Origin of the sequence: Sulfitobacter sp. (assembly GCF_036961165.1) — a bacterium.
Taxonomy (GTDB): domain Bacteria; phylum Pseudomonadota; class Alphaproteobacteria; order Rhodobacterales; family Rhodobacteraceae; genus Sulfitobacter.
In genome coordinates, this window is record NZ_JBALVJ010000079.1 from 1 (window position 1) to 13,957 (window position 13,957).

General features: G+C 53.0%; 14 protein-coding genes and 1 pseudogene. 8 read left to right on the plus strand and 7 right to left on the minus strand.

All coding sequences use genetic code 11. The annotated features are described in order from the left end of the window. Window positions 1–321: hypothetical protein (locus V7730_RS19440; protein WP_335749236.1), on the minus strand; the 321-nt coding region annotated here is incomplete at its 3' end. A gap of 34 nt (window positions 322–355) precedes the next feature. Here V7730_RS19440 and V7730_RS19445 point away from each other — a divergent pair. Further along, window positions 356–586, plus strand: coding sequence for a hypothetical protein (locus V7730_RS19445; RefSeq protein ID WP_335749237.1), 231 nt, complete (start codon window positions 356–358; stop codon window positions 584–586). Between the two features lie 133 nt (window positions 587–719). On the opposite strand, the gene V7730_RS19450 is transcribed toward V7730_RS19445, so the two are convergent. The 6 genes from V7730_RS19450 to V7730_RS19475 form a co-directional block, all read right to left on the minus strand. Further along, entirely contained in the window at window positions 720–1,448 is a 729-nt protein-coding gene (locus V7730_RS19450) for a hypothetical protein (RefSeq protein WP_335749238.1), read from the minus strand. 23 nt (window positions 1,449–1,471) lie between these two features. Further along, window positions 1,472–1,804 carry a curli-like amyloid fiber formation chaperone CsgH gene (csgH, locus tag V7730_RS19455; RefSeq protein WP_335749239.1) on the minus strand — a complete coding sequence of 111 codons (333 nt, stop codon included), beginning with the start codon at window positions 1,802–1,804 and terminating at the stop codon, window positions 1,472–1,474. 44 nt (window positions 1,805–1,848) lie between these two features. Then, the gene (locus V7730_RS19460; RefSeq protein ID WP_335749240.1) at window positions 1,849–2,478 is read right to left on the minus strand and encodes a hypothetical protein; all 630 of its coding nucleotides are present in this window, start codon (window positions 2,476–2,478) and stop codon (window positions 1,849–1,851) included. A gap of 34 nt (window positions 2,479–2,512) precedes the next feature. Beyond that, window positions 2,513–2,983 (minus strand): hypothetical protein, encoded by a 471-nt coding sequence (locus tag V7730_RS19465; RefSeq protein ID WP_335749241.1) that lies wholly within the window; start codon window positions 2,981–2,983, stop codon window positions 2,513–2,515. Window positions 2,984–3,150: 167 nt separating this feature from the next. Next, entirely contained in the window at window positions 3,151–4,149 is a 999-nt protein-coding gene (locus tag V7730_RS19470; protein ID WP_335749242.1) for a CsgG/HfaB family protein, read from the minus strand. 118 nt (window positions 4,150–4,267) lie between these two features. Continuing rightward, window positions 4,268–4,738 carry a curli assembly protein CsgF gene (locus tag V7730_RS19475; protein ID WP_335749243.1) on the minus strand — a complete coding sequence of 157 codons (471 nt, stop codon included), beginning with the start codon at window positions 4,736–4,738 and terminating at the stop codon, window positions 4,268–4,270. Between the two features lie 542 nt (window positions 4,739–5,280). On the opposite strand from V7730_RS19475, the gene V7730_RS19480 reads away from it, so the two are divergent. From V7730_RS19480 to V7730_RS19510, 7 genes and pseudogenes are all read left to right on the plus strand, one after another. After that, window positions 5,281–6,564, plus strand: coding sequence for a hypothetical protein (locus V7730_RS19480; RefSeq protein WP_335749244.1), 1,284 nt, complete (start codon window positions 5,281–5,283; stop codon window positions 6,562–6,564). Window positions 6,565–6,629: 65 nt separating this feature from the next. After that, window positions 6,630–8,042: a hypothetical protein gene (locus V7730_RS19485; RefSeq protein WP_335749245.1), complete on the plus strand. Its 1,413-nt coding sequence runs from the start codon at window positions 6,630–6,632 to the stop codon at window positions 8,040–8,042. A 35-nt stretch (window positions 8,043–8,077) separates the two neighbouring features. Next, entirely contained in the window at window positions 8,078–10,255 is a 2,178-nt protein-coding gene (locus V7730_RS19490) for a beta strand repeat-containing protein (protein ID WP_335749246.1), read from the plus strand. 813 nt (window positions 10,256–11,068) lie between these two features. Then, window positions 11,069–12,295 (plus strand): glutathionylspermidine synthase family protein, encoded by a 1,227-nt coding sequence (locus tag V7730_RS19495; RefSeq protein ID WP_335749247.1) that lies wholly within the window; start codon window positions 11,069–11,071, stop codon window positions 12,293–12,295. 42 nt (window positions 12,296–12,337) lie between these two features. Next, the gene (locus V7730_RS19500; RefSeq protein ID WP_335749248.1) at window positions 12,338–12,919 is read left to right on the plus strand and encodes a DUF1190 domain-containing protein; all 582 of its coding nucleotides are present in this window, start codon (window positions 12,338–12,340) and stop codon (window positions 12,917–12,919) included. Between the two features lie 116 nt (window positions 12,920–13,035). Further along, window positions 13,036–13,529 (plus strand): annotated as a pseudogene (locus V7730_RS19505) (transposase); the annotation flags it as partial. A 172-nt stretch (window positions 13,530–13,701) separates the two neighbouring features. Then, window positions 13,702–13,911 (plus strand): helix-turn-helix domain-containing protein, encoded by a 210-nt coding sequence (locus V7730_RS19510; RefSeq protein ID WP_443070254.1) that lies wholly within the window; start codon window positions 13,702–13,704, stop codon window positions 13,909–13,911. The last annotated feature ends 46 nt before the right edge of the window (window positions 13,912–13,957 follow it).

The window sequence follows — 13,957 nt, forward strand, 5'->3', positions numbered from 1 at the left end:
CATCTTAGCCAAGCCGCAAAACTGTCCTAAAAAGCAGGACCACTTCAGAACATCGGTGATGATGAGAGGTCGGTTGAATTCGATGTCAAAGACCTCGAGATCTTCGGCGAAGAATTGTCCGATGGCGTCGAACTGACGTTTCTGGATGCCCGGCGCATCACGGCGCGAGCAAACAAGTTGGCAAAGGCCCGTGTCGCAGCAGCCGGTGTCTCGCATTTGAAGCGCGAGGAATACAGCCGTCTGGAGCCTTGCCTGAACGGGATGCGGGTCATCTTGGCCAAAAGCCAGAGCTGGGCTGACGAAATCGCCGCTCAGTTGCACGACGACATGCTCTGGGTGGGGCGGGCCACAGAATATGCGTGGCATTCCCTGCGCCGCTCTGCACAGCGGAGGGGAGCCTGTCTTGATCCGTCCGGTGATCCTGAATGGCCCGCCAGGCATCGGTAAGAGCGTCTGGGCGCGGTCACTGGCTGCCGCGCTGGACATTCCCTATGCCGGCCCGTCGATGCGACGAAGGGAGGCGCCGGTATTGCGCTGGTTGGTGTCGAACGCGGTTGGGGCACCGCTTAGGCAGGGCGTCCCTTAGACGTCGTGCTGGCGAAACGACTGGCCAACCCTTTGATCGTGGTCGACGAAGTCTGAAAGGCAAAGTCGCGCCCGGCCCGAATACCTTTCCAACGCGAGCAGATTTGGGACGATGCCTCGAAGCGCTCGGCAGGTTACAAGGCGCGGAACGTTAAGATCGGCCATTCGTTCAGCCGAACAGCTGTCATTCCGAGCCAGATGATTGTTTCGCCTATGACTGCACTGCACCATGGGCCATCGGATGCGGTCAAACACTGGTTGATCTTTACAGTGGTGCCTTGGGCAATGTTGCCTACGGCAGATGCATCACGGCGGGGTTGCGCGCGGGCGATCAGGGTAACGAGTACTTCAATCTCATTCTCTTTTGTCTCACCTGAAGTTTCCGGCACTTTCAGGTCCTCAGCTACAGCGCATTTCTGGGTGAAGCCCAAAAAATAGCATGTATGTTTGCGCAGGGCTGCTGCGATTTTTGCGCTGTTTCCGTCACCTTGCGCACGCTCAATGACTATGCTCTTTTTGGAATTTGCCATGTCGCCGGTCACCCGGAATTGACTTCCGCCCAAAACAGCCATCTGCGTGGCGTCTTTGGAAATGATGATACGGCCTTCGCTGATAGCCCACTGGTTTGCCTCACTAAGCGGTGCTGTGCAGCCCTTGGTAGTGAGAAGCTGGTTTTCGCCAGCTTTTTTGCCAGAGAGATTAAGTCCACAGATATCCTGTCCAGTACGCACGGAAGAGTCGAAGACGTACCAATCTCCTGAGAACGCAGCTATAAAGTCGCTTTCTGATTGCGCAGAGGCAGAACCTGCAATGAAAATGGATGCAGCTATATTCAAAATAGTGCGTGAAAAAAATGTCATCAAAGAAAGCCTCATAAGGGTGTCTACTAATTGGCGCCACCGAGCGATGTCTGTGTGGTGCTTATCAAAGTATCGCCATCCATAATTTTCAACACCACAACAACGCTGGCTTCGGGATGAACGGACAAATTTGTCGATGCGATGACATTCTGGCTTCCTGCCATGACGGTCACCTGAGTACTTTGTTGGGTGTTCGCATTACCGTTTTTATCGGATTTAGCAATGCTAAGGGTCGCGGTAACGGTCCCCTCTGCAATACCTTTCACGCGGCCAGTGATAATCAGAGACCCGGCTTGCGGTGTGATTTCTATTTCGGGAATTGCCAAAATAGCGTCCTGCGCGAAAGAAGGCCCAGCCATCACGGCACCTAAAAGCACGGATGAGATTACGCTGCGCACGTCGATCAGTTCGAGCGGTTGATAATTACGGTACCGCCGTTATTGCTCGTAACGGTTGGCCCGGCGGAAATGATGTTGTTCCCTTCCTGTGTGAAAACGACAGTAGTGTTGGACCCTACGACCGACAAACTTGTGGTGTTGTCGTTACCCTCTTGTACAAGTTCGCCTGTGGATCCGGTGCCACTTACGTTGACGGTACCGTTATTTCGGTCTCCGACCTGTTGAAGCAATGCGTTTGATCGCACTCCAGACACGTCGATGCTGCCAATATTGCCATAACCAATCTGATTGAGGGTTCCTGTCGCTAGCAAGCCACTTAGATCCACATTGGCAGAGTTGCCGGCCCCAACGCCAGTATTGACTTGATTTAGCGCCACTTGAGCACCTGAGCTGGTCACCTCAACATTCGCGAAATTGCCACCACCGACTTGCGTCGCCGCTGTTTCTGCATTCAACGCACCACTGACGATAGAATCGCTTGCAAGGGACTGGTCCACAAAAAGAGTGTTGCCCAATCCCAAGTTCAAACTGCTATCTTGCGTAATAAATAGACGGTTTCCCTCGGCAATGGCCTGACCTGAAATGAGGCAGATAGACAAAATGACGCCTGCAGTGAGGTTTGTACAATTAATCATGATAAATCTTTCGACAGAAATTTAAAAAAATCTATCACATCTTTTGCAATACCGAAAGTGAATTGCCTGAGCCCAATTGAACGAAATTTGCTCGGTTTGCGGTGCCCGACTGCTGAATGACAGCACTATTCAATGTTCCACTGACCTGGCCAAGGGCACTGTTTCTGCTTCCTGTTTGTGAAATCGCAAAGAGGTTGCCGTTCCCCGAAACCGCAAGGACGATGGTTTGAAGGGTCCCTTTTTGGGAAATGTTTCCGGGAGTAAGGGTGCCGAACCAGGTTGGATCGGCGATATGGTTGCCGGTCGGTGCGCCATTGCCAGCGCCCGACAGTGAAATTTGCACAATGTTGCCCGATTGCGGCGTTTGGAAGGCTGTCACTTCATTCCCTGAAAGTCCGATGATTTCGAGCGTGTTCAGTGGGGCCAAATTCTCTGCACTGGCGGTATGCGCGGCCATAGCAATTGCGATGATCAGGGGTAGACGGGTAGAGTTTGAATGAAACATACTGGCCTCTTTGATTACTGATGCAACGTCAGGTTGCTCTATAAACAAGGCGCTATTGAGATACGTTTAAGGTCATAGTTTGTTATGCGGCGGCGGTATCACGCAGATTGCTTCAAAAAAAACGCAGCGGATGCTGCGTTTTTCAGTTTCAAATTTTCTTACAGCTTTTAACCGACAGCTTCACCGTGCTGTGCACCCGCGGGTGGCAGGGCAGGGGAGGGTGCTGGCGCGATGCTGCGCTGTGGTTGCTGGGTCACGCGGCGCTCTGTCAGCTGACGTACTACTGCGCGCGCGCGCAGGATAGGCGTTGTTTTCACGGTGCGCGCGGGATTTGATGTGCTGGGGCTGCGGACCTCTCTCGCGGTTGAAGGGATGTCCCCTTGATACTTCTGAGTGCGGTAGTTTGCGATGAAATTAGCACCGGATTGCTTGCTCTTAAATGACCAGATACCAAGCTCAGTGCCTTCTGCGATCAACGCCATCACAGCCTTTTCGATGGCTTGCTCGACGGCAATTTGCTTTGGTTCATTGGTTGCAACACCGGCTTCTGCTTCGAGTAGTTCGTCCAGCGCGACATAACGGAAGATCGAGCCGCGATCAGACACAGACGCGATGGGCTTGCGCACAACCACGCTGGCCAGCACTTCGCCCGAATTGGTCGAAATCGCGCGCAGCGAAACGGTGACCATATCCAGCTTCCATTTGCGATCCCCCCCAATGCCGAGATAGCGCGCACCGAAGCCGCCTGTCATCGTGTTGCTATCATAACCGATGATCCCACCCTGTAGGATGATCCCGGAATGGTCCAGCGGCGCCAAAGCGTTCGGATCGACGTTTTGCTCGTTCAGGTAGATCCGGCGCATTTCTGTTGCTATCTGGCGCTCGCGAATGAGGGACTCGAGGTTGGATCGGTCTAAAACAGAGAACCACCGACGCTCGCCGGCGTCCTGCAGTGCTTTGATCAGCATTGGTGCGCCACCTTGTGTTACGGCCCGCGAGAGCGATTGCACGTTGGTTGGCTCTTTGTACTGGCCCGTCAGATCGGGGAAGTCATAGACCGACACAGTGATCCTTTGGGTCGGAGCGGGTGTTTCACGGAGCGCGCGGTTTTGCGGTGTGATCTGGCTGAATTGTGCCTGATACTGGCCATTCGTAAGATCGGTCATTGTAGTGCAGGCACCAAGTCCAAGTGCGGTGCAAGTGATGGCAAGCCATCTAATTATGCGGTTTTGGCCCATATACTCGTTCCTAATATTTGTTAATTGGCAGTTGACTGCGCTGATCTCAGTTTGTGACCAGCTGGGGCACAATAATTTCTGTTACAGTCCCGTCCAACGCATCTGAAATAAGAAGGGTTATACTATCGACGCTTCGGTCAAACTGCACGGTTGTCGTACCGAACGTGACCAGTCCACCATCCTGCGGGGTGTCGCCAAAAATCGCCTCGGTTACCTGACCGGCGAGAGCTGACAGAAGTCGACCCTCAAGCTGGCGGATAAAGAGGTCGGCATCCGTAGAGCCTGTGTCAGTGACACCACCCCCGCCGCCAAATTCACTGCCATCGTTTGCGTCTCTGGCTGTTGCGTCGCGTTGTGCGCTGGCAATAGAGAGGAGATGCCCCGAATTTAAGGCGTTACCGCCAAAGGAGGGGTTTATCGGTGTGTATACAAGGTCCTGCGCCACGACGTTTTGTGTGCTTAGGACTGTAATTGCTATTGCAGCACCATAACGGCGCGTTAGACCTGAAATTTTCATCTCGTTCCTCATAATTCTGATACCTCTTAATGGGTATCTGACGGAGAGCTAAACACTTTTATTATATTAATCGTTACTGAAAAAACCGCCTGTACTTCAAGAGGGCTGCATATCATCTCACGGTTAGTTCACGAAGGTAATAAAGTGAGGTATTCCAAACTGTTGCTTTGCGGCAACCATAACAGTCGTGAGATCCGATTCTTAACCAAATACTCGGTATAGTAGAAATCGATGCTAATTCGAAAACACAATTACCAAAATAAGGACGGTATTGTTTCAGAGAATAGATAAAAGCGGCGAAATAGAGGCAAAATTACGGTTTTGCTTTACGTGTATGTTTACCCCTTGTTAAGAGAAGTACAACGATCAGACATTTTGAACGTTTAATTTTCTAGGTACCCGAGTGGTGCATTAAGCTAGCCAGACTTTGGCAACGCTCCAATGTGCTCACCCCCCCCGCAGGAAAGTAAATTTCGGAAGAACTGTGAGTTGTGATTGCTCGACGCTGTATGAGCCGTATCAAATTTATGGAGACCAAAATAATGAACTATTCAAAACTGGCACTCACCGCCACAACAGCGCTGACACTTTCAATGTCAACGGCTTTCGCTGACGGCAATGAGGCCTATTTGACCCAGTCAGCCCAAAATGTGGGTAACACCGCACTTGTTCAGCAGTCTGGCTCGAACAACGATGCCGGTTCTGCCGGGAAAGCAATGTCGCAGATCTCGGAAAATACAAGCACCGGTAACGCGCTGACCATTCTGCAAAGTGGCGACGGCAATGCGATTGGCCTCGAGGGCAATGGCCTTGACCAAAAAGCACAAAGATTCATCGGTAACACGGCCACGATTACGCAAAGCTCAAACAACAACGTTGTGGGTTCGGTCAACCAGTTCACACGCAACATGTCACCCGTGCAGACAGGAAACACTCTGACGATCACGCAATCGGACGGTAACGGCAACCGCGTGGGATATGCTTCTCAGGTACGTGGTTCCAACAATGGCGGCGCAGAAAACGGCAACGTTGCAACGATCTCCATGTCGGGGGCGGACAGCACGATCGAAACCACATCGCAGTTTACCAAAGGGTTTGAGGCTGTGAACGAATTGGACGTGGACATCTCCGGTAACAACAACGGCAACGGCTCTCTGACCGGTCTGGCTGCTGCATCAGGCGCGACAACAAGCTCCTTGATCCAGGGCAAAGATTATACAGGCACCGAACACGGCGCAAACTCTGCTTCCCTGATCATTAGCGGTGATGGCAACCAATTCGGTGTGACACAGTTGGGTCTGCGTAACACAGTCGGCACGCTTGAGATCACAGGCGCGAGCAATGAGTTGGGTGTTTACCAGAACGGCTCCGATAACATGGTGACTATCGCGACAATCGGTGGCGCGGACAACAACATTGGTGTTGTTCAGCTGCAAACCAGCAACGTTGCAAGCGTTTCTGCAAATGGCAACGACAACGAGTTCGGTGTTTATCAGGACGGCGACCAGAACAATGCAACGGTCAACGTGACGGGCGACCTGAACGGTGTTGGGAGCGGTCTGTCTGGGGACTCCCTGACAGCGTCGATCGATTCTGTATCCTTCGCAGGGGGCATGGCCAAGCAGTTCGGTGATCTGAACATGTTGACAGCTAACGTAACTGGCAACTCCAATGCATTCGGCATGGTCCAAGACGGGACAAGCAATGTGATCGTAGCAACGGTTTCTGGCGACTTTAACATGTCAGCGGTTGTTCAGGTCGGTGCAAGCAACATGGCCGTTTACACACAGAATGGTAACAACAACAACGCTGGTATCTCCCAGTAAGGTTGTAACGTATGTCCGGGCGGCTTTTGCCGCCCGGATTTTACTTTTTATGTCAGAGAACCATTATGTCTCTTCGATCACATCTACTTCTGAGTGTTATCGCTTTGGGTGTCATGTCCGCAAACGTGGGCCATGCGCAAAGCAATCGTGACAACGATGTCGTGATAGATCAGATCGGGCGTGATAACTCCGCGATTATTACCCAATCTGGGCAGGTCAACCTTGCCGGATCCGAATTGGTAAAAATGGTTCAAGACGGAATTTTTAATGCGCTTTCGATATCGCAAACTGGTTTGGAGAATACAGTCGGCCTGTCCAGCCCTGGCCTGTTCCAATTTGGTAGACGGAATACAACCAACATTTTCAATCGCATTGTGATTATTCAGAATTCAAATAGCAGCGCCATCGGTAGCGTCGTGCAAAACTCTCAGGGGGCTGTAACTAACGGTGCCAATACCCTTTCGGTTACGCAACAGACGGGCGACCGCAACCGGGTCAACTCAGTCACCCAAATCCAGGATGCTGGCGAAGAAGGCCAGACCGCGCAGATCACCATGACCGGGTCTGATAACTTCATCGACCGTGTCGAACAGCGCTCAAATGCAGTGGGCCGTGACGGCGAGAACGACATCCAATTCAACATCCTGGGCAACAACAATGGCCGCATCGGATTGTCAGGTTTTGCGGGCGAGCCACTTTTGGCTGACAGCTCGATCGTTCAAGAAGGAGATGGGACTGTCGACTTGGGCATCTATGGCAACAAAGTTGTGCTGGAAATCATTGGCGACGACAACCGCTTTGGCCTGCGTCAGGGTGGACGTATGAACGACATGGGCCGCTTGCTGGTGAATGGCAACGCCAACCAGCTTGGTCTGCGCCAAGACGGAGCCGAAAACAACATCCAGATGGCCGTGATCGAGGGCGATTCCAATGAAATTGGTATCGACCAGATCGTGACCAACGTGGCCGATGTCAGCCTGATCGGCGCAAGCGACGACAACCGTATCTATGCCTTCCAGCAGGGAACAAACATGCTAACAGCCCGCATCGAGGGAGACGGAAACACTTGGCGCAGCAGCCAAGATTATCTCTCAGCGCTTGGTGGCGTAAACGACGCGATATTTTCGTTGATTGGTGACGACAACTTTGCCAGCCTCGAGCAATTGGGCAGCAATACCTTTAGTCTCACAATCACAAGCGACCGGAACAATACGGGCGGCTCTCTGAGTGGTGTTGCGGCTTTGGGCGGTTTGACTGCAGGGAACTTTACACAGCGCGGCGCTGGCAACGACATGACCCATACCGTGGCTGGTAGCGACAACCAGTTTGCAGCGCTACAGAATGGAACGAATAACTTTTTGACGGCTGTCATTACTGGAAACTCCAACCAGTCCAGCCTGGTTCAAAACGGTGTAAGTAACATCGCCAAATTGATCCAGTCAGGTAACGGTAACACAGCTGGTATCTATCAAAATTAAACTAAACGCTACGATATTTTAACGGGATTGGACCAATGAGAATTCAACATTTTGCAACCGCATCCACGCTGGCTATTTTGGCAGCTACAGCAGTATTGGCGGACGAGAATGATGCCCGCCTCTCACAGGGCGGTGATTTGAACTCAGCTCTGATTATCCAAAGTGGCGACCTGAATGACGGATCGCTGATCCAGAACGGTGATCGCAACGACACCGACCTGACGCAGTCTGGCGATAACAACGTGGCTGGCCTTTCCGGCACCGGCAACCCTTCGGTTCGGGTTATGCTGCAAGAGGGCAACGACAATACCCTGACGGTTTCACAGACGGGCAACGCAAATAGCATTGCACAGGCTCGCAACGGCTTGCGTCAGTTGGGTGACGCCAACACGGCGACCATCAGTCAAACATCCAACGAGAATACCATTCGTCGGGTGACGCAACGCGGCGAAACCGCAGCCACAACCCAGCAGAACGTTCTGAATGCCACCCAAGAAGGCGGCGACCAGAACTTTATCCGCAACACCAGGCAGCGCAACACCTCTGCATCAGATGCAACGAACACTATGGACGTCACACAGACAGGCGCCCGTAACATCCTGGGCGCAATACCGACCAACAGAACGTTGGGTTTGCTTCAGGACGGCACGGCCAATGCAATGACTGTGAATCAGATCGGTGATGACAACGGTGCAGGCAACATCGATCTGCAAAGTGGCGAGTTCAGCCCAGCGATTGATTTTGTCTGGGCGGACCAAGGATCTGCTGAGCAAGTCGGCAACAACAACGCTTTGACCTATGATGCAATTGGCAACCGCAACCTGTTCGGCTCGGCACAGTATGGTGACAACAACATCGCCGACGTTGACTCCTTTGGTGACGGGAATGAAGCAGCTGTCGCGCAGGACGGCGATGACAATATCACATCTGTTCTGCAATCTGCCGATCCAATTTTTGGTGCGGGTGGCAATGGTAATGCAGCCGGATCTGATGTTTTGGGCAATGACAATACATCTGCGATCATCCAGTTCAACAACGACAACATTGCGACGGACGATGTTTGGGGTGATAGCAATGCGCTGACGACCAACCAAGCCAGCTCAGGCAACGGTTCCGCAAATCTGGCTTATGGTGACGGCAACAATGTAGCCGTAAATCAGCTGGGCCTCTTCGGCGCCAACAACTCGACAGTTGCGATTGATGGCCGCTTTTTTCAGGGCGACGATAACGCAGTCGATGTCACACAGATCGGTTCGAACACATCTGATGTCGACATCTTCGGTGACCGCTCTGATGTGGATGTGACGCAGACGGGCAGTAACGTTGCCTCTGTTACCATTGATGGCCGTCGTGAAGGTGATGATAACGACATCAGCATCCTTCAGTCGAACTTTGGGTTTTCCACAAACACAGCCACTGCTGGCATCAGTGGGGACGACAACGTCGTTTCTGTTGGTCAGACATCCGGCAATACACTGTCTATCTTAATCAGCGGCAACACTGGTGATCGTCAAAGCCGGAATGAAGGTGGCGAGAACACTGTTACTGTCGATCAGGCTGGTGGCAACCAGGGTACAATCGGTATTATTGGCGATCTGAACGATGTTTCACTGAACCAGTCGGGTTTCTTGGCCAACAACGTGGCAACAGTCGCAATCGACGGGTCGATGAACGAAGGTGACCGCAACGTTGTCGACATTGATCAGGCAGGCAGAGACGGTAATGCGTCAGTCACCATTGGCGGTGATCGCAACGATGTTACCGTTAATCAGGTCCGCAGGAACACAGCCATCTTGACCATTAACGGTGCAGCCGGTGGCGAAGGCGATCGAAACACTATCAATATTAATCAGACCTTCAATTTTGGGTTCGGCGGCAACACGGCCAATATCATCACGGCCACAGTTTTTGGCGATGATAATAATACTGGTCTTGGCTTTGCGGGTGATGCGGCGACAGTTTCGGGTACTCTGAACGCGGGTGACATGTTCCAGAACGGTCGCGGCAACGACATCAAGCTAAGCGTCGGTGACACCATAATTGAATCCAACGGCAACGCCTTTGCGTTCAGCCAGACAGGTCGCAACAACACGATCATCGGCTCGATCACAGGTGGCGATGCAAACCAGGTTGCGGTTGTTCAGGTCGGAACCGCAAACCTAACCAACTTTACCCAGACGGGTAGCTTCAATGTACTGGGTGTGACCCAGTAATCTGTTTGCTTTGGACAACGAAATTGAACGACGGGCATTGTGTGAACACAGTGCCCGTTTTTTTGTGAAATGCTGCCAACCCCAGCCCGGCCTGGCAACGAATTGTGCAGCTCATGTCATGAAGCGAGCTGAAGATCACTTTCAATCGGTTTTCTATCATAGGCAACAACTGACATTGAGCAGTCCCACTTGACTGGTCCAAACTGAAAGTCAGGTTATGATTGACCTTGGTTCATTGGAAGGATGAGCTTCGGGCGCAGTGGGCGGAAGGCGTCACGATTCGCTGGAGAAAACTGCGTGTGACATAGAAACGCCAAGACAAGTACGTTTCTGAATGAACCGTAGCAGTAGGCAATAACCGAAAGAAAGCGGCAGAAGGCCGTGTTCCAGTCAAACGGGCTTTCGCGGTATTACATTGATCGTTCAAAAAGCGGTTTGTTGAACAAATAAAGGGCCGTTCAATATATATCCAGTTCTCAGAAGGTAGCTACTGGCAGCATCGCCGTCAGATTTGGCTTTGTCCGCTTCCGAGAAGCTGCACCGCAGCGATGGGCTCCTCGGGCAACGTCCGCTAAGGACCGATCACTCCGGAAGACACATTGAACGGATTTCGAACCCTCGACGCAGTTCCGAGCCTGATTGTCCGTTCTTCCATCTAATGATCTTTGAAATATTAATTTCGCTTTCATATTTTTGCGCTGGTGCGGTCAGCTTGCCGCCAGAAGTGGTCGAATTTTTGGTCTCCACAAAAACCATGTCTGGTGGCTGAAATCGAAACCGACTAAACGCTTTCAGAACACTGGGGAGCGACATATGCAAAAGATCACTTTGCCCGAACGGCCTCACTGGCGGGCTCAAGCTAAGGACGTCGGCTTTAATTTTGCCGACATGCATGGCGAACCTTATTGGGACGAATCCTCGGCCTATGCTTTTTCGATCGATCAGATTGAGAACGGGCTGGAGGACCCTGCGACCGCGCTTCACGCCATGTGCCGCGAGGCCGTCGCCCATATCATTGCGAGCGAAAGCCTGATGGAGCAGCTTGCGATTCCCGAAGCCCATCGCGATCTTGTCGCTGAGAGCTGGAGGCGGGGCGATCAGGAAATCTATGGGCGGTTTGATTTTGCCTATGACGGCCAAGAGCCCGCCAAACTCTTGGAATACAACGCCGATACGCCGACCTCGCTTTACGAAAGCGCGGCCTTTCAGTGGCAGTGGCTGGAAGATCAACTGGCCGCAGGCGTTCTTCCCGAAGGTACGGACCAGTTCAACGGGATACACGAGGCACTGGTCACGAGATTTGGCGAAGTTTTCGAACAAAATAGCGACCTGCACTTCACCGCTGTTGCCGGTAACCCTGAAGATTATGGAACAGTCGAAGCCTTGGGCTGGGCTGTGCGCGAAGCTGGGCTGGGGGCGCATTACTGCGATCTCGAGAAGATTGCGCTCAGCGACGACGGCCAGTTTCTGGACGATGAAGACCGCCGTATCGCGGTTCTGTTCAAACTCTATCCATGGGAAGACTTGTTGCGCGATGAATATGCTGACCACATCGCCGGATCAGGGTGTCTGTTCCTTGAGCCTGCGTGGAAGGCTCTGTTGTCCAACAAGGGACTTTTGCCGGTGTTGTGGAATATGTTCGAGGGTCATCCGAACTTGTTGCCCGCATTCTTTGAGGCGGACGTCGCGGATGCCATGGCTGGTCGCGGTGCGCCTTGTGAAGCGGTCGCTGCGGCTTTTGGGCGCTCCGAAGCGCAGCTTGGCGCTGGCCATGTGCGCAAGCCGATCCTGTCACGTGAAGGCGCATCGGTCTCGATACTAAAGTCCGGCACCGTGATCGAGCAGTCGAAGAGTTCCGATTATGCAGAGCATCCTCGCATTATTCAGGCCTATGCGCCCCTGCCTCAGTTTGATGGGTTTCGTCCCGTGATCGGTGCCTGGATCGTTGGGCAGACTTGTGCGGGAATTGGCATCCGGGAAGATCGGTCCCGCATCACGCAGGATTTGTCCCGGTTCAAACCGCACTATGTTGCAGGATGAACCGCACTATTTAACGCCACGTCGGCAGAAAGAACGATTGCTATGATCAAACGCTCGAACCGTGTCGCCATCGCGATTGTAGGAGCAGCAGCCTTTACCCTTGCGGGTTGCCGCGAAGAACAGGTGGACGCTGCTGCTTACCCTAATCTCCAAAGTTGTCTGGACGACGCATCACGCGGCGGGATCTTCACGGCTCAGGACTGTGAGACCTCCTTTGCACAGGCGCAGACTCTGCATGTAGAGGCTGCGCCCCGGTATGACGCCCTCGAAGTATGCGAAGAGCAGCACGGCGAAGGCGCCTGCGGTACCGAAGCAACCGCCACGCAAGGTGGATCAGGGAGCATCTTCATGCCGCTTCTGGCCGGCTACCTGATCGGGAATATGCTGGGTGGTCGGGCCGGAATGTCGGCGGCCCAACCGCTCTATAAATCTTCGGACGGCCGCTTTACCAACGCGACGCGCTCCAGCACTTTTTCGAGCAATACTGGCTCGGCTAAGCTCAACACTTCGCAGTTCACCCGACCTGTAGCAACGGTTGGGAAAACACCCATGACACGCGCTACTGCAAGCTCGCGTGGCGGCTTTGGCTCGTCTGGAAGCGGACGAACGGGCTTCGGTGGATAGACCCAGGCGCAAAATGTAGGGAAGCACATATGTCTGACGTCAGCGCCTATGGGTCCAAATAGGGTAATTTGATAAGAGAGTGTTGTTGGCTCATCGTAACCACTGAGGAGTGGAAGATGAGACAAACAACTGGAACACGCAAAAGCGCTGGCGAGAAGATCGTCAAAGATATCAAACGGGCGACCCGCAAACATTATTCGTCGGAAGAGAAAATCAGGATCGTGCTGGACGGCCTTCGTGGTGAGGACAGCATCGCGGAGCTGTGCCGGCGTGAGGGCATCTCCCAAGGCATCTATTACAAATGGCCGAAGGACTTCATGGAGGCCTGTAAGCGGCGTCTTGCGGGCGATACGGCGCGTGCTGCCACGACCGATGAGGTGAAGGATCTACGGCGCGAGGCCCGTGATCTGAAGGAAGTGGTGGCGGAACAAACACTCGAGCTCCGCCTGCTCAAAAAAAGCATGACAGGCGATGGGGGCGACCAAGAATGAGATACCCCGCATCTGAGAAACTTGAGATCATGCGGCTTGTGGAAGAGAGCCACCTGTCGGCACGCCTGACGTTGGCCACACTGGGTATCCCCCGCACCAAATTCTACCGCTGGTATGATCGGTAACTGCAGCGTGGTGAGGCTGGACTGCAGGACCAATCGCCTAAACCAAAGCATGAGAACGCCGGTGGAATACTGCACCACGTGAGCGGCGAGATTGTCTTGTTGCAGATGGGCTGATTGGTCTGTCCTGTTAAGCTCTTCGTTTTGGCGGAGGGCGGGATTGAAGCACGTGGATTTGTATGGGCGGGTTCGTCACGCTGTTCTTGTTGATGGCATGAGCCGTCGGGAAGCGGCGCGTATTTTCGGGATCAACCGCCGCACGGTTGAGAAGATGCTGAGATTTTCGATCCCGCCAGGATATCGACGCGATAAAGTGATCCGTCGACCCAAGCTGGATGCGTATATGGGGATTATTGATCAGATCCTTGAGGCAGACTGAAGTGGTCCTGCTTTTTAGGACAGTTTTGCGGCTTGGCTAAGATGCA